At 65.9% G+C, this 21,298-nt stretch carries 23 protein-coding genes; 8 read left to right on the top strand and 15 right to left on the bottom strand.

Features of this window, described 5'->3' with window-relative positions; all coding sequences use genetic code 11:
- Positions 1 to 74: 74 nt before the first annotated feature.
- Positions 75 to 1,355 carry a glutamate-5-semialdehyde dehydrogenase gene (locus KXJ60_RS02985; RefSeq protein ID WP_291123947.1) on the bottom strand — a complete coding sequence of 427 codons (1,281 nt, stop codon included), beginning with the start codon at positions 1,353 to 1,355 and terminating at the stop codon, positions 75 to 77.
- 129 nt (positions 1,356 to 1,484) lie between these two features.
- Between KXJ60_RS02985 and KXJ60_RS02980 the strand changes: the two genes are divergently transcribed.
- Positions 1,485 to 2,603, top strand: coding sequence for a DUF2855 family protein (locus KXJ60_RS02980; protein WP_291123945.1), 1,119 nt, complete (start codon positions 1,485 to 1,487; stop codon positions 2,601 to 2,603).
- Between the two features lie 6 nt (positions 2,604 to 2,609).
- On the opposite strand, the gene KXJ60_RS02975 is transcribed toward KXJ60_RS02980, so the two are convergent.
- Both KXJ60_RS02975 and KXJ60_RS02970 read right to left on the bottom strand, forming a co-directional pair.
- Positions 2,610 to 2,933 (bottom strand): single-stranded DNA-binding protein, encoded by a 324-nt coding sequence (locus KXJ60_RS02975; RefSeq protein WP_291123942.1) that lies wholly within the window; start codon positions 2,931 to 2,933, stop codon positions 2,610 to 2,612.
- Entirely contained in the window at positions 2,930 to 3,406 is a 477-nt protein-coding gene (locus tag KXJ60_RS02970) for a hypothetical protein (protein WP_291123940.1), read from the bottom strand. The genes KXJ60_RS02975 and KXJ60_RS02970 overlap by 4 nt, the downstream gene beginning before the upstream one ends.
- 47 nt (positions 3,407 to 3,453) lie before the next feature.
- Between KXJ60_RS02970 and KXJ60_RS02965 the strand changes: the two genes are divergently transcribed.
- Entirely contained in the window at positions 3,454 to 4,119 is a 666-nt protein-coding gene (locus KXJ60_RS02965) for a glutathione S-transferase (RefSeq protein ID WP_291123938.1), read from the top strand.
- Between the two features lie 4 nt (positions 4,120 to 4,123).
- Here the strand turns inward: KXJ60_RS02965 and KXJ60_RS02960 are convergent, their stop codons facing one another.
- A complete protein-coding gene (locus tag KXJ60_RS02960) occupies positions 4,124 to 4,588 on the bottom strand; it encodes a CreA family protein (protein WP_291123936.1) in 465 nt (154 codons plus the stop codon).
- A gap of 307 nt (positions 4,589 to 4,895) precedes the next feature.
- Between KXJ60_RS02960 and KXJ60_RS21655 the strand changes: the two genes are divergently transcribed.
- Positions 4,896 to 5,120: a YHYH domain-containing protein gene (locus KXJ60_RS21655; RefSeq protein WP_363318032.1), complete on the top strand. Its 225-nt coding sequence runs from the start codon at positions 4,896 to 4,898 to the stop codon at positions 5,118 to 5,120.
- A 153-nt stretch (positions 5,121 to 5,273) separates the two neighbouring features.
- Here KXJ60_RS21655 and KXJ60_RS02955 read toward each other — a convergent pair whose 3' ends face one another.
- Entirely contained in the window at positions 5,274 to 5,618 is a 345-nt protein-coding gene (locus KXJ60_RS02955; RefSeq protein WP_291123934.1) for a hypothetical protein, read from the bottom strand.
- A gap of 36 nt (positions 5,619 to 5,654) precedes the next feature.
- The gene (locus tag KXJ60_RS02950; protein ID WP_291123933.1) at positions 5,655 to 5,945 is read right to left on the bottom strand and encodes a hypothetical protein; all 291 of its coding nucleotides are present in this window, start codon (positions 5,943 to 5,945) and stop codon (positions 5,655 to 5,657) included.
- Positions 5,946 to 6,186: 241 nt separating this feature from the next.
- Here KXJ60_RS02950 and KXJ60_RS02945 point away from each other — a divergent pair, with 241 nt between their 5' ends.
- A complete protein-coding gene (locus tag KXJ60_RS02945) occupies positions 6,187 to 7,446 on the top strand; it encodes a divalent metal cation transporter (protein WP_291123931.1) in 1,260 nt (419 codons plus the stop codon).
- Positions 7,447 to 7,487: 41 nt separating this feature from the next.
- Here KXJ60_RS02945 and KXJ60_RS02940 read toward each other — a convergent pair whose 3' ends face one another.
- A complete protein-coding gene (locus KXJ60_RS02940) occupies positions 7,488 to 8,219 on the bottom strand; it encodes a response regulator transcription factor (protein WP_291123929.1) in 732 nt (243 codons plus the stop codon).
- A 296-nt stretch (positions 8,220 to 8,515) separates the two neighbouring features.
- On the opposite strand from KXJ60_RS02940, the gene KXJ60_RS02935 reads away from it, so the two are divergent.
- The 3 genes from KXJ60_RS02935 (at position 8,516) to KXJ60_RS02925 (ending at position 11,703) form a co-directional block, all read left to right on the top strand.
- The gene (locus KXJ60_RS02935) at positions 8,516 to 10,591 is read left to right on the top strand and encodes a sensor histidine kinase (RefSeq protein WP_291123928.1); all 2,076 of its coding nucleotides are present in this window, start codon (positions 8,516 to 8,518) and stop codon (positions 10,589 to 10,591) included.
- A gap of 93 nt (positions 10,592 to 10,684) precedes the next feature.
- Entirely contained in the window at positions 10,685 to 11,050 is a 366-nt protein-coding gene (locus KXJ60_RS02930; RefSeq protein ID WP_291123926.1) for a hypothetical protein, read from the top strand.
- Positions 11,051 to 11,172: 122 nt separating this feature from the next.
- Positions 11,173 to 11,703: a porin family protein gene (locus KXJ60_RS02925; RefSeq protein WP_291123924.1), complete on the top strand. Its 531-nt coding sequence runs from the start codon at positions 11,173 to 11,175 to the stop codon at positions 11,701 to 11,703.
- A gap of 60 nt (positions 11,704 to 11,763) precedes the next feature.
- On the opposite strand, the gene KXJ60_RS02920 is transcribed toward KXJ60_RS02925, so the two are convergent.
- The 6 genes from KXJ60_RS02920 to KXJ60_RS02895 form a co-directional block, all read right to left on the bottom strand.
- On the bottom strand, positions 11,764 to 13,218 hold the full coding sequence (locus KXJ60_RS02920) for an aldehyde dehydrogenase (protein ID WP_291123922.1): 1,455 nt from the start codon (positions 13,216 to 13,218) through the stop codon (positions 11,764 to 11,766).
- A 141-nt stretch (positions 13,219 to 13,359) separates the two neighbouring features.
- Positions 13,360 to 14,178, bottom strand: a complete 819-nt coding sequence (locus KXJ60_RS02915) for an ABC transporter ATP-binding protein (RefSeq protein WP_291123920.1) — start codon at positions 14,176 to 14,178, stop codon at positions 13,360 to 13,362.
- Positions 14,175 to 14,960 carry an ABC transporter ATP-binding protein gene (locus KXJ60_RS02910; protein ID WP_291123918.1) on the bottom strand — a complete coding sequence of 262 codons (786 nt, stop codon included), beginning with the start codon at positions 14,958 to 14,960 and terminating at the stop codon, positions 14,175 to 14,177. The genes KXJ60_RS02915 and KXJ60_RS02910 overlap by 4 nt, the downstream gene beginning before the upstream one ends.
- 210 nt (positions 14,961 to 15,170) lie before the next feature.
- Positions 15,171 to 16,199 carry a branched-chain amino acid ABC transporter permease gene (locus KXJ60_RS02905; protein ID WP_291123916.1) on the bottom strand — a complete coding sequence of 343 codons (1,029 nt, stop codon included), beginning with the start codon at positions 16,197 to 16,199 and terminating at the stop codon, positions 15,171 to 15,173.
- Positions 16,196 to 17,098: a branched-chain amino acid ABC transporter permease gene (locus tag KXJ60_RS02900; protein ID WP_291123914.1), complete on the bottom strand. Its 903-nt coding sequence runs from the start codon at positions 17,096 to 17,098 to the stop codon at positions 16,196 to 16,198. The genes KXJ60_RS02905 and KXJ60_RS02900 overlap by 4 nt, the downstream gene beginning before the upstream one ends.
- Positions 17,099 to 17,285: 187 nt before the next feature.
- Positions 17,286 to 18,482 carry an amino acid ABC transporter substrate-binding protein gene (locus KXJ60_RS02895; RefSeq protein WP_291123912.1) on the bottom strand — a complete coding sequence of 399 codons (1,197 nt, stop codon included), beginning with the start codon at positions 18,480 to 18,482 and terminating at the stop codon, positions 17,286 to 17,288.
- 213 nt (positions 18,483 to 18,695) lie between these two features.
- On the opposite strand from KXJ60_RS02895, the gene KXJ60_RS02890 reads away from it, so the two are divergent.
- Entirely contained in the window at positions 18,696 to 19,649 is a 954-nt protein-coding gene (locus KXJ60_RS02890) for a helix-turn-helix domain-containing protein (protein WP_291123978.1), read from the top strand.
- Positions 19,650 to 19,946: 297 nt separating this feature from the next.
- On the opposite strand, the gene holA is transcribed toward KXJ60_RS02890, so the two are convergent.
- Positions 19,947 to 20,999: a DNA polymerase III subunit delta gene (gene holA / locus KXJ60_RS02885; RefSeq protein WP_291123910.1), complete on the bottom strand. Its 1,053-nt coding sequence runs from the start codon at positions 20,997 to 20,999 to the stop codon at positions 19,947 to 19,949.
- A 16-nt stretch (positions 21,000 to 21,015) separates the two neighbouring features.
- A partial coding sequence (gene lptE, locus KXJ60_RS02880; RefSeq protein ID WP_291123908.1) for an LPS assembly lipoprotein LptE occupies positions 21,016 to 21,298 on the bottom strand: 283 nt, incomplete at its 5' end.

Below are 21,298 nucleotides of genomic sequence, written 5' to 3'. Positions count from 1 at the left end.
GGCTGGGAAAGGCAACCAGTGTAATGGGGCCGCCAGGCCGGAATTTCAAGCCGCCGCCCGGCGGAAATCCGCCCTCAGCCGCGCACTTCGCCCTCGCCCAGCACGACGTACTTGAGCGAGGTCAGGCCCTCCACACCCACCGGACCACGCGCATGAAACTTGTCGGTGGAGATGCCGATTTCGGCCCCCAGACCGAACTCGAAACCGTCTGCGAAGCGGGTGCTCGCATTCACCATCACGCTGGCCGAATCAACCTCGCGCAGGAAACGCTGGGCGTGCACGTGGTTCGTGGTGATGATCGCGTCGGTGTGGTGGCTGCTGTAGCGGTTGATGTGGGCAATCGCCTCGTCCACCCCGTCCACCAGCTTGACGCTGATCACCGGTGCGAGGTATTCCTCGGACCAGTCGGCCTCGGTGGCGTCTTTCAGGTTCGCACCCGCCACGCTGGAGAGGATCGCCCGGCTCTGGGCGCACACGCGCATTTCCACGCCCTTGGCCGCGAACACCGCGCCGATCTTCGGCAGGAACTCGGCGGCCACGGCGCGGGCCACCAGCAGGCTCTCGGTGGCGTTGCAAGGGCTGTACTTCTGGGTCTTGGCGTTGTCCGTCACCTTGACGGCCAGCGCGATGTCGCAGGGGTCGTCCACATAGGTGTGGCAGTTGCCGTCCAGGTGCTTGATGACGGGCACCTTCGCCTCGGCGCTGATGCGTTCGATCAGCCCTTTGCCGCCGCGCGGAATGATCACGTCCACGTACTGCGGCATGGTGATGAGCTGGCCCACGGCGGCGCGGTCGGTGGTGGGCACGAGCTGCACGGCGTCGGCCGGCAGGCCGGCGTCCGTCAGGGCGCGTTGCACCAGCACGGCCAGGGCGCGGTTCGATTCGATGGCCTCCGAGCCCCCGCGCAGGATGGCCGCGTTGCCGCTCTTGATGGACAGCGAGGCGGCCTCGATGGTGACGTTGGGCCGGCTTTCATAGACCATGCCGAACACGCCGATGGGCACGCGCATCTGGCCCACGCGGATGCCGCTGGGCATCTGCTTCATGCCGGTGATGTCGCCAATGATGTCGGGCATGGCCGCGAGCTGCTCGCAGCCCTGGACGCAGGTCTCGATGACCTTGGGGGTGAGCTTGAGGCGGTCCACCATCGGCTCGGACAGGCCGTTGGCGCGGGCGCGCTCCAGGTCTTTCGCGTTGTCTACCTGCAGGGCCTGCACGTTCTCACGCAGCAGCGCGGCCAGGCCGCGCAGGGCCGCGAGCTTGGTGGCGGTGCTGGCCTTGGCCATGAGCGCCGAGGCCGCCTTGGCCTGCAGCCCCAGGGTGTTCATGAGTTCGGTGGTGTTCGTCGCGTTCATGCCGTGGATTTTCGCAGAGCAGGCGGCTGTTGGCGCAAAGAGGGCCAACCGCCCGCCGCGCGCGCGACACGCGGGCGCGCCAGACCGGTGCACCATCGCGTCTGCCTGCCAGCCTAGGGAAACACCGCCATGAACACCACGCAGTTTCAAGTCCGCAAGAACCCCCTCAGCGCCACACGCACCGTGCAACGGCCACAGGAGCCTTTGTCCGATGGCCAGGTGCGCGTGCGCATCGAGCAATTCGCTTACACCGCGAACAACATCACCTACGCCGCGTTTGGCGACGCGATGAACTACTGGAAGTTCTTCCCGGTGCCGCAGGGCGACGGCGAAGGCGAATGGGGACTCATCCCGGTGTGGGGCTTTGGCGTCGTGACGCAAACCCAGTGCCCGGCCGTGGCCGTGGGCGAACGGCTGTATGGCTACTGGCCCATGGCCACCGACGTGGTGCTGCAGCCCGCGCGCGTCTCGCCAGAGGGCTTCTTTGACGGCGCGCCCCACCGCGCCGAACTCCACCCCGTCTACAACCAATACCTGCGCTGCGCCACCGACCCGCTGTACGACGCCGCCCAAGAACCGCAGCAGGCGCTGCTGCGCCCGCTGTTTCTCACCGCGTGGCTGATCGACGACTTCCTGGCCGACAACGACTTCTTCGGCACCTGCGCCCACGGCCATCGCGGCGCCATGCTGCTCTCGTCGGCCAGCAGCAAGACGGCCTACGCCACCGCGGCGCAGCTCGCGCAGCGACCCGAGGTGGAGGTGATCGGCCTCACCTCGGCCGCCAACGTGGCGTTCTGCGAAAGCCTCGGGGTGTACAGCCGCGTGCTCACCTACGAACAGCTCGACACCCTCGCGGCCGACACGCCCTGCGTGTACGTCGACTTCGCGGGCAATGGCGAGTTGCGCAAAGTCATCCACAGCCGCTTCACGGCACTGGCCTACAGCTGCTCCATTGGCGGCACCCACGTGGACCGCCTCGCCGGCGGCCGCGACCTGGCCGGGCCCAGGCCGGTGCTGTTCTTCGCACCGGCGCAAGCCAAGAAGCGCCACGGCGACTGGGGCGCTGCCGGCTTCAACGAGCGCATGGCGCGCGCCTGGCACGCCTTTGTGCGCCAGGTGGACACGCCCACCGCGCCCTGGCTCGTGGTGCAGCAGCACAGCGGGCCCGAGGCGGTGCAGGCCGCCCATGCGCTGGTGCTGGGCGGGCGCGGCGACCCGCGCCTGGGGCACATGCTGTCGCTGGCTTGAGGCGCGTCAGGCGTCGCCGTCATCCTTGTGGCCCGCGTGGTGCACGGTCAGCACGCGGTTCGCCACCATGTCCAGGCTGGGCCGCACGATGCCCTGCTTGTCTGTCCACACCTTGGGCGTGAGCCCGCCCGCCAGGCTGAGCGACTCGCCGTCGCGCAGCGCCACGAGCGCAGCGCAGGGCGCCTCGTCGAAGGCGATCACGTTGACGATGAATTCCTCGTCGGCCTTGTTGCGCGCCAGCACGCGGGCCACGATGTAGCCGCGCCCGGCCTTGTCCACCCGGCGGGAGGCTTCGCCCATCAGGCGCCCGGCGACCAGTCCGTCGATCATTGCGGCTTCCCGAAACCCGACGCAACCCACGCCTGCGCGCTGTCCACGCTCAGACGGTAAGTGGGGGCCACGGGCACGCGTGCCAGCTCGTCGTCGAATTCGTCCCACGCGCTCAGGGTGGCGGTCGCGCCCTCTTCGTCCGGCACGATGGCCAGGGCCACGCGCAGGCGCCGCCCGTCCACGGTGATGCTGACGTTCTTGTTCAGCTGCGCGTGCAGCTGCTGCTCGGAACGGCGGATCACTTCCTTCGCGGTTTTCACCAGCGTGTTGAAGGCCGAGGTGTCCAGCGGCTTGGGGTTTTTCTTGTCGCGGCCCATGGTCCATGGGCCCACCAGCGCGGGTTCGGCGCCGCCGTCCAGGTACATGGCCACGGCCCAGCCGTCGTCGTCTTCGTTCTTGATCACGCGCGCCGTCCAGTGTTCGTCGCTCCAGACGCGGTCTTGGTGAATGGGTTCTTGGGTATCGGGTGTCATGCGCCCAAGGGTACAGGACGCGGGGCTTTGCGATGTAATGCGAAGCCATGATCTGCACCCCCCTGCCCCTGCTCTACAGCTACCGGCGCTGCCCGTATGCCATGCGCGCACGCATGGCGCTGCTGGTAGCGGGCATGGCATTTGATGCACACGACATCGTGCTGCGCGACAAACCCGCCGCCCTGCTCGCCCTGTCACCCAAAGGCACGGTGCCCGTGCTCGTGCTGCCCGACGGCACCGTGCTGGAGCAAAGCCTGGACATCATGCAATGGGCTTTTCAGCAGCGCGACCCCGAAGGCTGGTGGGCGCGCGCGCAAAGCCCGCAGAACCTGGCACTGCTCTCCGTGTGCGATGGCGCGTTCAAGCACCAGCTGGACCGCTACAAGTACCCCGAGCGTTTTGACGGCGTCGGGCACCGGGCGCGGCCGCGCGATGCCGCCGTTGAAGCACTGCTGGTGCCGCTGGACGCGCGGCTGCAGCGGCACGGGCAGCTCGGCGGCGCAACCCCTTGCGCCACCGACCTCGCGCTCTTTCCCTTCGTGCGCCAGTTCGCCGCGGTGGAGCCCGGCTGGTTTGCGTCGTTGCCCCTGCCTGCGCTGCAGGCCTGGCTGGCCGGGTGGCTGGCGCACCCGCTGTTTGAAGCGGCCATGGTCAAACTGCCCAGCGGGCAGACCGTGCGCTTTGCGGCCTGGTCGCCGGCGGGCGGCGCCTGAAGCTTCAGCGCAGCGGGATCGGCGTGGCGCGGTCCACCGGCACCGCCGTCACCGAGTTCTGCGGCGAGCCTTCGATGACGCGGTCTGAGTAGGTGAGGTAGACCAGCGTGTTGCGCTTGGGGTCCACCATGCGCACGATGCGCTGCCGCTTGAAGATCAGGCTGGTGCGCTCGCTGAAGATCTCTTCCTGCGCCTTGATCGGCTTCGCAATGGCGATGGGGCCGACCTGACGGCACGCAATCGATGCCTCCGACTTGTCCTCCGCGAGACCAAAGGCCCCCTTGAGCCCGCCGGTTTTCGCGCGCGAGATGAAGCAGGTCACACCGCTCACCCCCGGGTCGTCATAGGCCTCGACCACGATCTTGTGGTCCGGGCCAATGAATTTGAAGACGGTATCGACGGAGCCGATTTCTTCGGCGTGCAGGGTGGTGGCGAGCAGCAGCGTGAGAGCGAGTGCGAAGCGTTGCATGGTGATCTTTCGGGAAGGTGTCGAATGGTCACACAGTAGCAGGCTGCCTGAGGGAGGCAGAACAACGCAAACCCTGAAGCCGGGAAAGCCTTCACCCACTTGATGGGTATCGCGGGCACCCCTGTCGGCGTTCAGTCGCCACGCGCAGCGCAAGGGCGTGGTGCCTGCGAGGCATTGCCGATGAACGGCACATCCGGGCGCACTCGCACATGGGGTAGGTCGTTGGTGTGCGTTCACCATATGGTTTGGCGTCCCCACTCCGGGTTCCCCCGCTGCGCATGCCTAGCCATAGCGCTTAAGGTGCGTCATGCGCACCCTTTCCCTCGCCGCACTGCTCGCCCTCGCCACCCTGGGCGCAGCATCGGCTTCCACACCCTGGCTGACGTCGTCCTGCAAGACCTCCCCCTCTACCGTCGCTCATGGCGGTGGCCTCAACGCCTGCGGCTGTCACTTCAATCGCAAGACGGGCGAATGCCATTGCCATCAGGCCAGAGGTTGTGGGTGTGCGTGTGAGCCAGCGAGTTGTGGATGATGCACGAGCGTTGTTCTGCGTATCCGGCGCGGCCGTGGTCGTCAACCCGGCGACGGGTCTCGAGCCGATGGGTCAACGACACCAGACCACCAAGCCGCTTGAGGTGATGGCCCCTGCAACGTCGTTCAGATTGTTCGACGAGGCGCGTGAGGTTCAGGCCACCCCTGACAGGCCTCGAATATGGTCAAGAGCGGTTTCCAGTGCCTCTTCGGCACGGAGGAACTCGTTGTGACGGGTTAGCCAGGCGGCCTGATCCAGAGCCACCAACACGGATGCGAGCGATGCAGTCGGCGAGTTGCTCAGCGCGCGGCGGGCTTCCTTGATCTCCCACATTGCCTCGTTGTTGTGACTGCAATAGATATCGACGCGTGCTTTTTGCAGATGGACGACCGCATCCGCAGGAAACGGTGTATCTCCTGCTTGTTGATGCGGGTGCAGGTAAGCGGTTGCACCCACCAGGGCGTCAACCACAAGGGGGGTCGGGAAATGGGGTGACATGGCTGTTCCTACTTCTTGGCTGGTTGGAAACCTCTTTCAGGCGGCTGGCTGAGATCCACTCGTTGAGTGCTTTTTCTTGTGCGTCACCGTCTTCTTCACGGCAGGCTTTTTGTTCTTGGCCTTGCCTGCCTTGTGCATCGCAACCCTCTTCAAGACGAGCCCGCTTGAGTAGGTTGTGTTGGCGTTCGAGGCGGCGAATGAGTCGGGCTTGCTGGATACAACCGTTGTCGCCGGTTTAAGTGAATGGCCCTCCAAGCCGCTCTGCGCAAAGGCACTTGCCCCCACGGCCAGCATTGCGGCGGAAAAAAGGACGGTGCGGATCTTCATTCGGAGCTCCATGTCGCAGTGGTCTTGAGTTGCGGTGGACGCTGCGCAACGTCAACCACAAGCCACATGCTGAGGGGCTTGAGCAGCGTCCAAGTGTCAATCTGCGTGCCAACACATTTCACTTGCAATGGTGCAAAGAGGCTCTGTCGGCCCCCCTGTGAAAGCACGGACGCATTTCGATGGACACCTCGTGACAAGATGCGTGCCTTGCTTTCAGCGGTCTGGCCATGAGGCATCCTTCATGAAAACGACACCGATGTTCGGTCTGCAGCGCAGACTGCGAAAACTGGGCCCTGGCCTGATCACGGGTGCGGCCGACGATGACCCCAGCGGCATTGCCACGTATTCGCAGGCGGGCGCCCAGTTCGGGTTCTCGATGTTGTGGACCGTGGTTTTCACCTTGCCCCTCATGGTGGCCATCCAGCTCGTGAGCGCAAGAATCGGGCACGTGACAAGGCGAGGCCTGGCTGCCAACATCAAGGCGACCTTTCCGCGCTGGGTGCTGTTGACCGTTGTCGGCATGCTTCTGGTGGCCAACACGCTGAATCTGGCCGCCGATATGGCGGCCATGGCCGAGGCCTTGCGCCTGCTGGTGGGCGGCTCGGCCCATGTCTATGCCGTCACGTTCGGCCTGTTGTGTCTGGTGCTGCAGGTGTTCTTGCCCTACCGAACCTACGTGCGCTGGCTGAAATGGTTGACGCTCGCGCTGCTGTCGTATGTGGCTGTCGTGTTTACCGTCCACCTGGATTGGTGGAAAGTTGCCAGCGACATCTTCCGCCCCCAACTCAGGCTCAACCACGACACGTTGTTGATGGTGGTCGCGGTGTTCGGCACCACCATCAGCCCCTATCTCTTCTTCTGGCAGGCCGCCCAGGAAATGGAGGACACCTCCGACAGACCGCCCCAGACGAGCGATGACGTCCGCCATCACCTCCGCCGCATCAAAGTTGACACCCTGGTCGGCATGACGTTCTCAAACCTGATTGCTTTTTTCATCATCTTGAGCACGGCGGCCACACTGCACGCTGCGGGCGTCACCGACATCCAGACTTCCGCGCAGGCCGCCGAAGCGTTGCGGCCACTGGCCGGCGATTTCACTTTTGTGTTGTTCAGTCTGGGCGTCATCGGTACCGGCCTGCTCGCCGTGCCCGTGCTGGCAGGGTCTGCGGGCTACGCTGTGGCGGAGGCCGCCGGATGGCCCGCGAGCCTGAGCGCCCAACTGGACAGGGGCGAGGGACGCGGCTTCTACAGTGTGATCGCGGCCGCCACCGTCGGTGGCGTGGTGCTGTGTTTCACGCCGGCCGATCCCGTGAAGGAGTTGTTCTGGTCGGCGGTCATCAATGGCGTCATCGCCGTGCCGATCATGGTGGTGATGATGCTGTTGGCCTCACGCACTTCAACGATGGGCGCTCACGTCATCAGCTCACGGCTGCGCGTTCTCGGCTGGATCGCTACCGTGGCGATGTCGATCACGGTAATCGCCATGCTGGTCACGATGTGATCCTTCACAGCGAGCCATCAGGTCGACTGCCCCGCAGGCCGCTAGAAGAGCGTCTCGACATCGCTGGCCAGCAGATATCCTGCACCACGCTCCGTCAGGATCAGTGAGGGGGCGCTGGAGTCGGCTTCGATCTTGAGACGCAGCCGGCGAATCTGAACGTCGATGGTGCGGTCGTACACCTCGGCTTCATGCAGGCGGGACAGCGACAACAATTGGTCGCGGCTCAGCACCCGCCGTGGAGCGCGACACAACGCGTTGAGCAGACTGAACTCGCCGTTGGAAAGCTCCACCGATTCGCCCTTCGGAGAAAGCAATCGGCGGGTGCGCAGATTCAATTCCCATCCTGAAAACCGGAAAGCTCGCCGAGTGTTGTCACGCTCGGGCAAGGTGGCTTGCACCTGGTAGCGACGCAGCACGGCCCGCACACGAGCGAGCAGTTCACGCAAGCTGAAGGGTTTGGTGACGTAGTCGTCGGCGCCCAGTTCCAGGCCCATGACGCGATCAGCCTCCTCATTGCGTCCGGTCAGCAGAACGATGGGCACCGTGGCTCGCTCTCGCAATGTGCGCGCCAGCGTCATGCCGTCCTCACCCGGCAGTTTGAGGTCCAGCAACACCAGATCAATGGCTTCTTTGTCAAAAAAAGCAAACATCTCACGACCCGAAGAAGCGGCGCTGACACGCATATCGTTCTTGCCGAGGTACTCGACCACGAGGTCTCGTATTTCGGGGTCGTCATCAACCACCAGTATGTGGGGATAGGTGTGGGTGTTCATGTGGCTGCGGCGGCAGGTGTCGGTTTGTCGCCCGGCGAGCGACTCCCGAGCTCGGGATCATGGTATCCGAGACGCTCACAACGGCTGCACTTTGAGGGGAAGCGCCCAACGGCGATCGTGATGCGAGATGGCGACCTTCCAGCGATCTGCTTGCCTCGGGGTATGGCCTACCACGCCCATTTGGCGCCCCGGCACGTCACCCGCGCCGGTGTTCAACCCAAAACGGCACACACTTCGGTGGCCATGGAAGAATCACGCTGGTCGCCTATTGGACAACCTCACGCCACGGTGCTTCGGTGAATGCCCAGAACTCTCCACTGACCTTCCGACCAGCAACCCCCTGGCTTCTGGCGTTGGCTTTGTGGCTGATCGTTGCGACGGTCACCTCTATGGCGCTTTGGCAGTTGCGCCGAAACGCGCTTGAAGGTCAGAAAAGGGAAATGGAGCTCCTGTCACTCGCCCTGACAGACGAACTCGACCGTGGCCTGAGGGGGGCCGAAGAAGGGCTTCAGGCCTTGGGTCTGGAGCTGGGGCAGCGCCGATTTCCCACCGCAGACAACGACACCCTGCAAGCCTTGCGGACACGTGTTGCCTTGATGCCTTTGGTGACAGAGCTCTGGTTGCTGGGCAAAGACCTTGAGTTGATGGCGTCGTCCGACGCAACGCCAATGCCGGACACACACACTTTTTTGCCGGCACTCCAAGGGCTGGAACCAGGCGCCACCGCATTGAGCCGCCCTTTTGTACCGCGTGGTGGCTCGCAGACGCATGTTGCGCTGGCATTTCGTGTGGGAGCCGAGCTTGATCGGCCTGGTGGATGGATCATCGCCTCCATTCCTGCCGACATGCTGCTGGGGGCGTTTGGCGTCGCACTGCCTGCGGCCGATTCACGGATGACCATCTTTCGCAGCGATGGTGTCCGGTTGGCCGGGGCCAACGTCGAAAGACCTCGCACCATTGAGGGCGTGCGTCCCCGGGATGAGGCCGCGGGCACCAGCCCCGGGGTGGAACGCGTCAGTGACCACAACGACCTCCTCATCGGACTGCACCGCGTGCCGCGTTATGGCCTGGATGTGGTGGTGTCGCGCGAGCTGCATGCCGCCCTGTCTGGCTGGCGAGGTTCGCTGGAGTTGTCGCTCGGTGCATTGGGGGTGTTGCTGATCGTCATGGCTGCAGCGGTGCACATCGTGACGCGTTCCGAGCAACGACGAATCGCCGCGCAAAGCGCCCTGCAGGCCCAACGCGCCCGTGCCAGCCGACTGGAGGCACTGGGCGCCCTGGCTGGCGGCGTTTCGCACGACTTCAACAACGTGCTGGCAGGTATCGTGGGCTATGGCGAGATGGCACAGGACGCTGCGGTGCCGGGCAGCGATCAAGCTCGACACCTCGCCAAGGTGCTGCAGGCTGCCGACCGGGGCCGATCCCTGATCGAACGCATCCTCTCATTCAGCAAGGGCGGCGCGCGCGCATCCACCGTCTTCGAGCTGGAGCCCGTGGTTGAAGAGGTGCTCAGCCTGTTGACAGCCTCGCTTCGCCCAGGGGTGGTGCTGGAGAGGGTGCTCGAGGCACCCGGTGCGCGCCTGCGCGGCGACGCCACACAGGCATTCGAGGCGGTCATGAACCTGTGCACCAACGCCATTCAAGCCATGCCCGACGGGGGCATGCTCAGCGTCCAGCTGACACGCCGCCGCGTGAGCGCCCCCAAAGTCCTCTCGCATACGCCGCTGCCGAGAGGCGACTACTTGGCGTTGAGCGTCATTGACGAAGGCCAGGGGATCACCGCCGAGGCGATGGAACACCTCTTCGAGCCCTTCTTCACGTCCCGCGACGGCGGGAGCGGAACAGGACTGGGCCTCGCCGTGGTCTTTGGCGTGGTGGCGGAGTTCGGCGGTGGTGTCGACGTCGAGAGCCATGCGGGTGAAGGCGCACGTTTCACGCTGTTCCTCCCGGAGTGCACCGATGCACCCAGCGCACCAGCCACGGCCTTGGCGGCCGTGCCTGAAGGGGGCGGCCAACAGCTGCTCGTGGTCGACGACGAGGCCAACCTCCTGGCCATGGCAGATCTCATGCTGCAGGGTTTGGGTTACCGCCCCGTCTGCTTTGACAATGCCGGCGCGGCGCTGCTCGCCATCAGAGAAGCCCCCAACCAGTTCTCCGCGGTGATCACCGATGAAGTGATGCCCGGCATGAGCGGCACCCAACTCACCCGCGCCTTGCGAGAGTGGGCGCCTCATTTGCCGGTTTTGCTGGTGAGTGGCTATGGTGGGGCGCACCTTGCCCACCATGCCAGCAATGCCGGCGTCGATCGGGTCCTGATGAAGCCGATTCAGCGCGGTGAGCTTGCCCGCGCGTTGGCTGAAGTGCTTCGCTGATCGCCCGACGGCGAACGCCCATTTGTGTCAGATGGCACACATACGCCGCTTGCGCGACACACAGACGTGCCCGCGGCCGTGAACCATGCGCGCATGTTGGCATCACCACCCACTTCTGCACGGCTCATCGGGTCGATGTCGCGGCTGCTGATCCACGCCGGCATGCAACCGAAAGGTGGGCTTGGGTCCATGGCGTTTCTGGTGCGGTGCGTTGGTGCGGCCGTGCGCCATGCAACCCTGGACAGCCCAGGCGCGTCGACCATCGAGATCTGCGATCTGCAGGGACATCGGTGGCTCGCCCTCTCCCACTCGACGTCCTTGATCGACGTGGTCCTGCCCACAGGCACTTATCACATCATCACGCAGCGGGGCCAAGCGTGCCGGAGCTACACCGTGACGCTGGAACAGAACACCACGACCGATCTGCACGTGCCATTGGAGCGGCCGTTTCGCCCTTGATCTTCCCCAGGAGATTTCAAGTGCAACATCGCTGGCGATCTCTTGACACACACTGACCGCACTGGACCAAAGACCATGACGGTTCCGCACTCATGCGGAGCATCCAGAAAAAGGAACCGATCATGAAATCAGCGGCCTTGACAGCATTGACGACTGCGTTGGTCGCCATCGCCAGCTTGGGCACCATGGCAGCGCATGCAGAGGGGTTGTACGTCGGGGGCAGCCTCGGGTCGACCAGCTATCCGAACAGCGTGAACGGCGTGGGCGTCAACGGCTCGATGGTGAGCGGCAAAGTGTTTGGTGGCTACCAGCTCACGCCGAACTTCGCACTGGAGGCCGGCATTGCCGGTCTCGGGCGCAGGTCTGACATCAATGGAACGGTCGACAGCCGAGGATTCTTCCTGGATGCCGTTGGCATCGCACCGCTGAATGACAAGTGGTCTCTGCTGGGGCGGGTGGGCGTTGAACGTGTCGACTTCAAAACCTCGGCGGGGAACGACAACGGCAACGGCATCAAGGTCGGTCTTGGCGCGCAGTACGCCCTCACCACTCGAACCTCCCTGCGCGCGGAATGGGAAAGGTACCGCCCGAGCGTCTTTGGAGAAAAGCCAAACGTGGATCAGTACACGGTCGGCGTGCGGGTCGGGTTCTGACGACACAGGCCCTGGAAGCCCTTGCCTCCAGGGCCTGCTGCGTCTTCCTCACACCTTGCCTCAGAACGGGTAGTGCCGCGGCGTCGTCTGCAGCGTGATCCAGCGCAGCTCGGTGAACTCGGCGATGCCGGCCTTGCCGCCGAAGCGGCCGATGCCCGAGCCCTTGACGCCGCCAAACGGCATCTGGGCTTCGTCGTGCACGGTGGGGCCGTTGACGTGGCAGATGCCGCTGTCGATCTTGCGGGCCACGTTGAAGGCGCGGGCGATGTCGCCGCCGAACACGGCCGCGCTCAGGCCGTATTCGTTGTCGTTGGCGCAGGCAATGGCTTCTTCCACGCCTTTGACGCGCACCACGCATTTCACGGGACCAAAGGTTTCCTCGTGGTAGATGCGCATGGCCGGCGTGACGTGGTCGAGCACGGTGGCGGGCATGAGGGTGCTGTCGGCCTTGCCGCCGCACAGCAGCTTGGCACCTTTGGCCAGCGCGTCGTCAATCAGGGCGTTGCAATGGTCCACCGTGCCCTGGCCGATGACGGAACCCAGCACCACGGGCTCGGGCTTGCGCGGGTCGCCCAGCGGCAGGGCCTTGGCCTTGTCGCTGAACTTCTTCACGAACTCGTCGGCGATCTTCTGGTCCACGATGAGGCGCTCGGTGCTCATGCAGATCTGGCCGCTGTTGGCAAAGCAACCGAAGGCCGCGCCGTTGACGGCGTCTTCGATGTTGGCGTCGTCCAGGATCACCATGGGTGCCTTGCCACCGAGCTCCAGCACCACGGGCTTGAGGTACTTGGCGCAGGTCATGGCAATGATCTTGCCGACCTTGGTGGAGCCGGTGAAGTTCACGCGGCGCACGGCCGGGTGGGCCACCATAGCTTCGACCACGGCACCGGCATCGGCCGGGGCGTTGGTGATGTAGTTCACCACGCCGGGCGGGAAGCCGGCGTCCTGGAAGGCTTCGGCAATCAGCTGGTGGGTGCGCGGGCAGTTCTCGCTGCCCTTGAAGATCACCGTGTTGCCGCAGGCCAGCGGCACGCAGATGGCGCGCACGCCCAGGATGATGGGCGCGTTCCACGGTGCAATGCCCAGCACCACGCCGGCGGGCTGGCGCACGCCCATGGCGAGCGAGCCAGGCACGTCCGACGGAATGACTTCGCCCGCGACCTGCGTGGTGAGCGAAGCGGCCTCGCGGATCATGCTGGCGGCCAGCATGGTGTTGAAGCCGGCCCACATGCCGGTGGCGCCGGTCTCGGCAGCCACGGCTTCGACGAACTTGGGTAGCTTGGCTTCCAGCGCGTCCGCGGCCTTGAGCAGCAGCGCGCGGCGCTCGTTGGGGCCGGTCTCGCTCCAGGTCTTGAAGGCTTCGGCCGCGGCTTCCACGGCCATCACGGCGTCGGCCGGGCTGGCGGCGGGCGCGCGCGTGGCCACGCTGCCATCCAGCGGGTTGCGGCGTTCGAAGGTGGCGCCTTTTTCGGCCGTGACTTTCAGGCCGTTGATGAGCATGGACAGGTCGGACATGGTTTCTCCTTGGGATTCGAATGAACCTTCCGTTCGGGCTGAGCCTGTCGAAGCCTTCACACCACGGGGTGGTGAGCCCTTCGACAGGCTCAGGGCGTACGGAGAGGGGTGGCTCTGGGAAAAAAAGGCGGTGGGCTGGATTCAGGTCATTGCGGCGACAGCCTTTCTTCGCGCCACCGCATCGGCTGCGCTGGTGGTGCCGGTGGCGGGGTCCTTGTCGGCGCCGAGGTAGGCCTCGCGGATGACGGTGGAGCGCGCGAGCAGCTTTGCCGGCCCGCTGGCCACCAGCGTGCCGCGCTCGAGCACATAACCGCGGTCGGCCACGGCCAGCGCCTTCTTCACGTTCTGCTCGACCATGAGCACGGTGGTGCCGGCGTCGGCGATGCGGCGCACGATGGCGAGCAGTTCATCGACCATGCGCGGCGCCAGGCCGAGCGAGGGTTCGTCGAGCATGAGCAGGCGCGGCGCGCACATCATGGCGCGCGCCACGGCCACCATCTGCTGCTCGCCACCGCTCATGGTGCCGGCGAGCTGGGTGGCGCGCTCCTTGAGCTTGGGGAAGTCGGCAAAGGCCCGCTCCAGCCTGCGGGCGCGTTCGCCCTTGGGCACCAGCCAGCCGCCGAGTTCGAGGTTTTCGGTCACGGTCATCTGGGGAAACAGCTGCCGGCCTTCGGGCACCAGGGCCACGCCGGCCTGCACGATCTCGTGCGTCTTCTCGGCCAGCTCCTGCCCGTCGAGCAGCACCGTGCCCTGGCGCGCAATGAGGCCATTGAGCGCCTTGAGCAGCGTGGTCTTGCCCGCGCCGTTGGGGCCGAGCACCACGGTCAGGCCGGGCTGGATGTCGAGCTGGATGTCGCGCAGCACCAGGAAGGCGCCGTAGCCGGCGGACAGCCCTTGCACCTTGAGCCGCGCACGCGCGCCGCCGCCCAGCTCAAACGGGTTCGGTCGGTACCACATCATGCGGTGGCCTCCTCTTCGTTCATCTCGTCGCCCAGGTAGGCCTCGATCACCTCGGCGTTGCGCACCACCTCGGCGGGCGTGCCGTCGGCGATCTTCTGTCCCTGGTGCAGCACGATCACGCGCTCCACATGCCGCAGCAGCGTGGTCACGGCGTGTTCGATCCAGACCACGGTGAGGTCGAGCTCGTCGCGCAGGCGGCGGATCAGGCGCGCCATCTCTTCCACCTCGTTTTCGGTGAGACCGGCGGCCACTTCGTCGAGCAGCAGCATGCGCGGGCGCGTGGCCAGCGCCATGCCGATTTCCAGCAGGCGCTGCTGCGAGGGCGTGATGGCCGCCGCCGGCAGATCGGCCTGCGCAGACAGGCCGATGAGCCCGAGGATGCTCTCGGGCGTGCGCAGCACCCAGGGCACCGACGTTTCTTCGCCCCACCAGATGTACTTGCGCGGCCGCCGGCCGGCGAACTTCAGGCCAAAGGCGATGTTGTCGCGCACGAGCATGTCGCCAAAGGTGCGCGGCGTTTGAAAGGTGCGCGCCAGCCCGTTGGCCGCGAAGCGGTGCGGCCCCTTGCCCGCGAGCTCGCGCCCTTGCACCGAGAGCGCGCCGCTGGTGGGCCGGGTGACGCCGGAGATCGCATTGAAGAAGGTCGTCTTGCCCGCGCCGTTGGGACCGATGATGCCGACCAGCTCGCCGGGCATGAAGCGCGCGCTCACCGCGTCCACAGCCGTGAGGCCGCCAAAGCGCACCGTCACTTCGCGCGCGTCGAGCAGGGGTTGCGGGCTCATGTCAGGCCTCCTTCTGCGACGTACATCAGATCTCCCCGTTCGCACTGAGCCACCAACCCCCGTTCGCCCTGAGCCTGTCGAAGGGCTCTTGCGACAAGGGCGTGGAGAGGCTTCGACAAGCTCAGCCCGAACGGATATGCGCTCAGCCCGAACGGATATGGGCGCGACTCAAGCAGATGTGGACACAGCCGAAGCGGTGCTTGCTTCACTTCAAAGCACATCGCGGCGCTCCCTCAGGCTTTTCTCTCGCTGCTTGCGGCGTGTCGTCTCGCCGCTCAGATCGTCCTTGAGGTCTTTCCACCAGACGCGGGCGCTGTCTCGCCAGCCGCGGAAGGTGTCGGTGCGCACCGAGGCCAGGCCACCGGGCAGGTAGAGCACCGACAGAATGAGCAGCAGGCCGAGCGACATCATGTAGATCTGCGGCACCTGCAGGCGCAGGGTTTCGGCCAGCACGCTGAAGACGATGGCCGCAATCAGCGGGCCCCACAGCGTGGCCGCGCCGCCAATGAGCGCGATCAGCACGGTCTGGAAACCGATGAAGGGGTTGAACACGGTGTGCGGGTCGATGTACGTCCAGCGTACCGACATGGCCGCGCCCACCGCTCCCGCCACGGCGGCGGTCAGTGCAAAGCCCGCGATCTTCACCAGGCGGGTGTTCACGCCCAGCGTCTGCGCGCGCTGCTCGTCCGCGCCAATGCCGAGCATGGCCAGCCCAAAGCGCGTGCGGCGGATGCCGATGGACAACGCCACCGTGCCCACCGCAAGCAGCAACACCGTGAAGTAGATGGTGTCGCGCTCAGGCACGACCATGAGCACGCGGCCCACGGTGCCGGTCACGCTTTTTTCGAAGTAGCTGATGGCGTGGCGGATCAGCTCCGTCATGCCGAAGGTGAGCACCGCGAAGTAGGTGCCGCGCAGGTGAAGCACCGCCGCCCCCATGACCACCGCCACCGCCGCGGCAATGAGCGCACCCAGCCCGATGGCCTGCGCCCAGGACACCTTCTCCAGCAGAATGGCGCTGGCGTAGGCGCCGATGCCGAAGAAGGCCGAGGTGGCCAGCGAGAGGTAGCGCGTGGTGCCGCAAAACAGCGCCCAGCTCGACGAGAGCGCGATGTACATCAGGCAGGTGAGCGCCATGGAGACGACGAACTCGCTGGCAAAGCCGGGCAGCGCCACGGCCCAGCCCGCCAGGCCGAAGAGGACCAGCAGGTCGCGGATGAGGAATTGGCGGGAGGTCATGCTTTGCGTGATTTGCGGGAAAAGAGCCCTTCGGGGCGCAACAGCAAGACGCTGATGAAGACCACGTAACTCAGCAGCGCCTTGAGCGACGGGTTGGTGAAATGCATGCCCAGCGCTTCGATCACGCCCAGCAGCAGGCCGCCCGCAAGCGCCCCGCTCATGCTGCCGAAGCCGCCCAGCGTGATGACGATGAGCGCCGTGACGGTGTAGGGCTCGCCCATGGACGGGCTGATGGTGTAGGCCATGGAGAGCAGGCAGCCGGCCACGCCCGAGAGGCCCAGGCCGATGCCGAACATCATGGGGTGCAGGCGCCGCGTGTTGATGCCCATGAGCTGTGCACCCGTGGGCGACTGCATCAGCGCGCGCACGCCCTTGCCCAGCAGCGTGGTGCGCAGCAGCACGATGAGCGCCCCGCTGAAGAGCAGCGCGAGCGCAAACACCACCAGCTTGTTGACCGCGAATTGCGCACTGCCCCCCGGCAGCGGAATGGCCAGCGGTTGCGTGAGGTAGTCGTAGCCGCGCAGATCGCCGCCCCACACGTAGGAGATGAAGTTCTGCACCAGGAACATCAGGCCGAAGGCCACCATCAGGCCGCGCGCCTCGAACACATCGAGGTTGGGCGAGGTGCGGGTGAGGCGGCGAAAGCACAGCCAGTGCACCGCCACACCCACGGCAAACAGCAGCCCGAACGACACCGGGATCATCCACAGCGGCGAAAGCCCGAAGGAGGTCTGCACCATCCACGTGAGGAAGGCGCCCACCATCAGGAATTCGCCGTGCGCAATGTTGAGGATGCGCATCAACCCGTACTGCAAATTCAGCCCGAGCGCGACGAGCGCATAGATGCCACCGGTGATGAGACCGGAGGCGATGAGTTCTAGCCAGGCGGAGAAGGACATACGTTGGGGCTGGGGAAAACAAGCACCCGTTCGCCCTGAGCTTGTCGAAGGGCTCACCCAGAAGTTTCTGGATGGGCTTCGACAGGCTCAGCCCGAACGGGGGAGTGCTCAGCCCTAACGGGGGAGTACTCAGCCCGGACGGGGGGGACTCAGGCGAACAGGGAACGGGGTCAGGAGGAATGGAGCCTTACTTCCACACCGGCTTGGCCGGGTTCAGTTTCGCGGTCGCCACCTTCTGCGGCCACACCACCTCGAACTCGCCGTTCTGCCATTGGCCCACCGTGCCCGGCGTGCCCACGTTTTCACTGCCGTTGAACTTGATGTCGCCAATGATGGTTTTGTGCGTGGTGTTGGCCACGTAGTCGCGGATGGCCTTGCGGTCCAGGCCCTGCGCCTTGACGGCGTTGGTGAGGATCTCCAGACCGGCCCAGCAGGCGCCGCTGGCCCAGCGATCGGGTTCCTTCTTCTGGCTCGCCACGTGCGCGTCGAAGTACGCCTTCGCGCCCGGGCTGGTCTTGCCGTTCCACGAGCCCATGCCCAGCACGCCTTCGGCCCCGGCGGGCGTCATCACGTTCTTGTAGAGCGGGAAGGCGGTGCCCACCGACGCGTAGAAGAACTTCGGGTTGAAGCCGATCTCCTTGCTCTGGCGGCTGGCCAGGATGGTGTCGGGCGGGTAGGTGAAGCCCACGAACGCGTCGGGGTTCTTGTCCTTGATGCTGCGCAGCGTGGGCGAGAGGTCTTTCACGCCGCCGGGGTAGCTGGTTTCCTGCACCAGGCTGATACCCGTGCCCTGCAGCGCGACCTTGAGCGCCGAGTAGTTCTCCAGCCCGAAGAGGTCGTCGACGTACACCACGGCCACGGTCTTCACGCCGTTGGCCTTGAACATCTCCACCAGCGCATCGCACATGGGCTTGGGCTGCTGCAGCAAGAGGAAGAAGTAGGGCAGCTTCATTTCGGCCAGGCGGCGCGAGAGCGCGGTGGGCGCGAGAAACGGGTAGCCCATGCGGTTGGCCAGCGGAGCCACCGCGAAGTTCGCGTTGCTGCCCCAGGGCGGCAGCACCAGGTCGACCTTGTCGCTGCCCATGAGCTTTTCGTAAGTGCGCACCACGGTTTCCATGTCGCTGCGGTCGTCGCTGCTGATCAGCTCGATCTTGCGGCGCACGCCCTTGACGTCCAGGCCGCCGGCGGCGTTCTGCTGCTCGGCCCACAGCAGGTAGTTGGGCTCCTGGCTCACCTGCGCGCCACCCGTCCAGGGGCCGGTGCGCGACATCGAATAGCCGATGCGCACGGGCGCGGGCTGCGCGAGCAGCTGCGGCGCGAAGGACATGGCGCCCACCGTGGCGGCGGCGCTTTGGATGACCAGACGTCGATTGGGATGGGCCATGGCTGTGTCTCCTGGAGTTGTGTTGAACCGGGAGGCCATCGTAGGCAGAACGTGCGCGCGCCGCTTTGCTGTCGGTGCACTGGCTGCTTGTCGGAATGTGCACGCCGCTTCGGGTTAACCCTTGAGATCGCGCCGCACGCGCGGCGGGGCCGCACCCCATAATTTCCCATCGCCCTTTCACGGAGCCCGGCCTTGAATTCCCCCACGTCCACCATGACCACCGACAGCGTCGCCCCCGGCGAGCGCGCGGCGATCTGGCGCGACTGGGTGTGGACGCACTTTGGCGGGCTGGAGTCGGACCTGTACGGCGACCACGACTTTGACGGCCATATGCACGCCTCGCACGCGGGCGACGTCGTGCTGACCAAGCTGGAGGCGAACCGCCACCGCGTGCTGCGCACCCAGCAGCTGGCGCGCGGCAGCGAGCGCGCGTACCTCAAGATCGTGGCGCCCTGGCAGGGCAGCGCGGGCGTGCAGCAGCACAACCGCGAGGCCTGGGTGCGCCCCGGCGGCTGGGCCATCTACGACACCACGGGCAGCTACGAGATTGCCAACCCCGAGCGCGTGGAACACCTCATCGTGATGCTGCCCAAGGAGCAACTCACCGAGCGCGGCCTGCGGCTGGAGCCGCTGATGGCGCGGCATGTGGGCGGCGTGAGTGGCATCGCGCGCGTGGCGCTGGAGACCATGCGCACCACCTACCAGGAGCTGCCCGGCATGAGCGAGAACGCCGCACGCGGCGCGGGCGAGCTCATCGTGGAGCTGGTGCGCCTGTCATTGCAGGAACTGGCCGGGCGCGAGAACGGCACCACGCAGCTGGAGGCGTTTCGCGACCGAATCCGCGAGCACATCGGCCAGCACCTGCGCGACCCGTCGCTCACGGTGGACCACATCGCGCAGGCGCTCAACTGCAGCAAGCGCCACCTGCACAAAGCCTTCAGCGAAGAAGACAACACGCTGGCCCACTACATCCAGCGCCAGCGCATTCAGGCCTGCATGCGCGAGCTGGCGCACCCCGCGCGCGCGCACCGCACCATCACCGAGATCGCGTTTTCCTGGGGCTTCAACAACGGCGCGCACTTCAGCCGCGTGTTCCGCGAGCACACCGGGCAGTCACCGAGCGATTTCCGGGAATCGGCGTTGCGGTCTTCTCGTTCCGCTGCCTGAGTTTTTTCTTTCGTTGCGTTTCGTGCGTCTACCTCGCGCCAGGACGATGGCGGCGCCCGCCCGCTCCGGCCTATGAGGAAGCCTTGGTTCACCAATCCTGGTGCGCCACCATCGCACCGGGGGCGGGTGGTTTGGGCAAGCGGGCGCTGGCCCCATTCGCGGTTGCCACAAAAGACGGTGCGCCTGCCCGGTGTTGATGAAGCGGTCGCTGCATGCCCGGGTACACATCCGCGAGCGGCCGGTGCCCGAATGACCGGGCCACCCGACCTCGCCACACCCGCTGCAACGAAACCGGTCTTACCGAACCGAACAGGCCAGAGAAACCTTCATCGCCATCTGCTGCAACGCCTGCCAGGGATCGGCCGGCCAGGAAGGCACCTTCAGGCCCTTCACGATGCCGTCCACCGTGTGTGCGTCGTCCAGCCAGCGCGACAACGTGGCCATGCTCAGCAGCGGCAGGGCGCGCTCCATGAGCTTTTCTTTCACACCCCACACCCGGTTCTCGCGCAAGGCCATCGGCAACGGCCGGCCCGCGTCCATCGCCGTGCGGATGCGGTGCAGCGTGCGAATGTCTTCCGACAGCGCCCAGTGCACCAGCACCGGTGCCTCGCCCTCGGCCTGCAGGCCATCGAGCATGCGCTGCACGCGCTGCACCTGCCCGCCCAACACCGCCTCGGCGAGCTTGAAGGCGTCGTAGCGCGCCACGTTCAGCACCGCCGCCTCCACCTGCTCAAAGCTCAGCGCGCCGGCCGGGTGCAGCAGCGCGAGCTTCTGGATCTCCTGGTGCGCGGCCAGCAGGTTGCCCTCCACCCGGTCGGCAAAAAACTGCAGCGTGCGCTGCCCCTCTTCGCCTGCGGCCACGTGTTGCCCCTGCTGCTGCAGGCGCTGGGCGATCCATTGCGGCAGGGCCTTGCGGTCCACCGGGTCGAGCTTCACGGTGGCGCCAAAGCTCTCCAGCGCGGCAAACCACGCGCCCTTCTGCGTGGCCATGTCCAGGCGCGGCAGCAGCACCAGCGTGAGCGTGCTGTCATTGCCCTGCGCGGCTTCGGCGATCCGCTGCAGCACCTGCGAGCCGTCCTTGCCGGGCTTGCCCGAGGGAATGCGGATTTCAATCAGCTGCTTGTCGGCAAACAGGCTCATCGAACCGCCACTGGCCAGCACCTCGCCCCAGTCGAAATGCGCGCCCGCCACGGTGTGCACCGTGCGCTCGGTGTAGCCCTGCTCGCGCGCGGCGGCGCGGATGGCGTCCGCCGCTTCCTGCACCAGCAGCGGCTCGTCGCCGTGCAGGGTGTAGAGGCTTCTCAAGCCCCGCTGCAGCTGGGCGGCGAGTTGCGGTGCGGCAATCTGCATGCAGGCGCCCCGCGCGTCAGAGCGACTTCACGGCCGCCATGCGGCGCACCACCTGCTGCACCACGTCCGAGGCCATGTCGCGGAACAACAGGGCTTCTTCGGCGTCCTTGGAGAGCACGGCGGTCTCGCTGAAGCTCATGTCGCGCTCCAGCAGCAGTTCGACGTCTTCGATCAGGTCTTTGTCGGTGGCCGAGCGCAGGCGGAAAGTGAAGCGCGTGCGCAGCTGCAGCTCGCGCACCTGACCGGCGGCCGTCTGCCCCACCGCAATGCGCTCGCGCTGGGCGGTCACCACCGTGAGC

The organism is Hydrogenophaga sp. (genome assembly GCF_019264445.1).
Classification (GTDB): domain Bacteria; phylum Pseudomonadota; class Gammaproteobacteria; order Burkholderiales; family Burkholderiaceae_C; genus Hydrogenophaga.
This window is presented reverse-complemented; position numbering and strand designations above follow the sequence as displayed.

Excerpts from the sequence above, each read along its gene's own strand:
- KXJ60_RS02905 (WP_291123916.1), bottom strand. The coding sequence starts at position 16,199 with ATGACCTCCCGCCAATTCCTCATCCGCGACCTGCTGGTCCTCTTCGGC.
- KXJ60_RS02910 (WP_291123918.1), bottom strand. The coding sequence starts at position 14,960 with ATGAGCCCGCAACCCCTGCTCGACGCGCGCGAAGTGACGGTGCGCTTT.
- KXJ60_RS21655 (WP_363318032.1), top strand. The coding sequence starts at position 4,896 with ATGCGCACCCTTTCCCTCGCCGCACTGCTCGCCCTCGCCACCCTGGGC.
- KXJ60_RS02930 (WP_291123926.1), top strand. The coding sequence starts at position 10,685 with ATGTTGGCATCACCACCCACTTCTGCACGGCTCATCGGGTCGATGTCG.
- KXJ60_RS02900 (WP_291123914.1), bottom strand. The coding sequence starts at position 17,098 with ATGTCCTTCTCCGCCTGGCTAGAACTCATCGCCTCCGGTCTCATCACC.
- KXJ60_RS02955 (WP_291123934.1), bottom strand. The coding sequence starts at position 5,618 with ATGTCACCCCATTTCCCGACCCCCCTTGTGGTTGACGCCCTGGTGGGT.
- KXJ60_RS02970 (WP_291123940.1), bottom strand. The coding sequence starts at position 3,406 with ATGACACCCGATACCCAAGAACCCATTCACCAAGACCGCGTCTGGAGC.
- KXJ60_RS02985 (WP_291123947.1), bottom strand. The coding sequence starts at position 1,355 with ATGAACGCGACGAACACCACCGAACTCATGAACACCCTGGGGCTGCAG.
- KXJ60_RS02980 (WP_291123945.1), top strand. The coding sequence starts at position 1,485 with ATGAACACCACGCAGTTTCAAGTCCGCAAGAACCCCCTCAGCGCCACA.
- holA (WP_291123910.1), bottom strand. The coding sequence starts at position 20,999 with ATGCAGATTGCCGCACCGCAACTCGCCGCCCAGCTGCAGCGGGGCTTG.
- KXJ60_RS02945 (WP_291123931.1), top strand. The coding sequence starts at position 6,187 with ATGAAAACGACACCGATGTTCGGTCTGCAGCGCAGACTGCGAAAACTG.
- KXJ60_RS02895 (WP_291123912.1), bottom strand. The coding sequence starts at position 18,482 with ATGGCCCATCCCAATCGACGTCTGGTCATCCAAAGCGCCGCCGCCACG.
- KXJ60_RS02965 (WP_291123938.1), top strand. The coding sequence starts at position 3,454 with ATGATCTGCACCCCCCTGCCCCTGCTCTACAGCTACCGGCGCTGCCCG.
- KXJ60_RS02960 (WP_291123936.1), bottom strand. The coding sequence starts at position 4,588 with ATGCAACGCTTCGCACTCGCTCTCACGCTGCTGCTCGCCACCACCCTG.
- KXJ60_RS02920 (WP_291123922.1), bottom strand. The coding sequence starts at position 13,218 with ATGTCCGACCTGTCCATGCTCATCAACGGCCTGAAAGTCACGGCCGAA.
- KXJ60_RS02925 (WP_291123924.1), top strand. The coding sequence starts at position 11,173 with ATGAAATCAGCGGCCTTGACAGCATTGACGACTGCGTTGGTCGCCATC.
- KXJ60_RS02940 (WP_291123929.1), bottom strand. The coding sequence starts at position 8,219 with ATGAACACCCACACCTATCCCCACATACTGGTGGTTGATGACGACCCC.
- KXJ60_RS02890 (WP_291123978.1), top strand. The coding sequence starts at position 18,696 with ATGACCACCGACAGCGTCGCCCCCGGCGAGCGCGCGGCGATCTGGCGC.
- KXJ60_RS02915 (WP_291123920.1), bottom strand. The coding sequence starts at position 14,178 with ATGATGTGGTACCGACCGAACCCGTTTGAGCTGGGCGGCGGCGCGCGT.
- KXJ60_RS02975 (WP_291123942.1), bottom strand. The coding sequence starts at position 2,933 with ATGATCGACGGACTGGTCGCCGGGCGCCTGATGGGCGAAGCCTCCCGC.
- KXJ60_RS02950 (WP_291123933.1), bottom strand. The coding sequence starts at position 5,945 with ATGAAGATCCGCACCGTCCTTTTTTCCGCCGCAATGCTGGCCGTGGGG.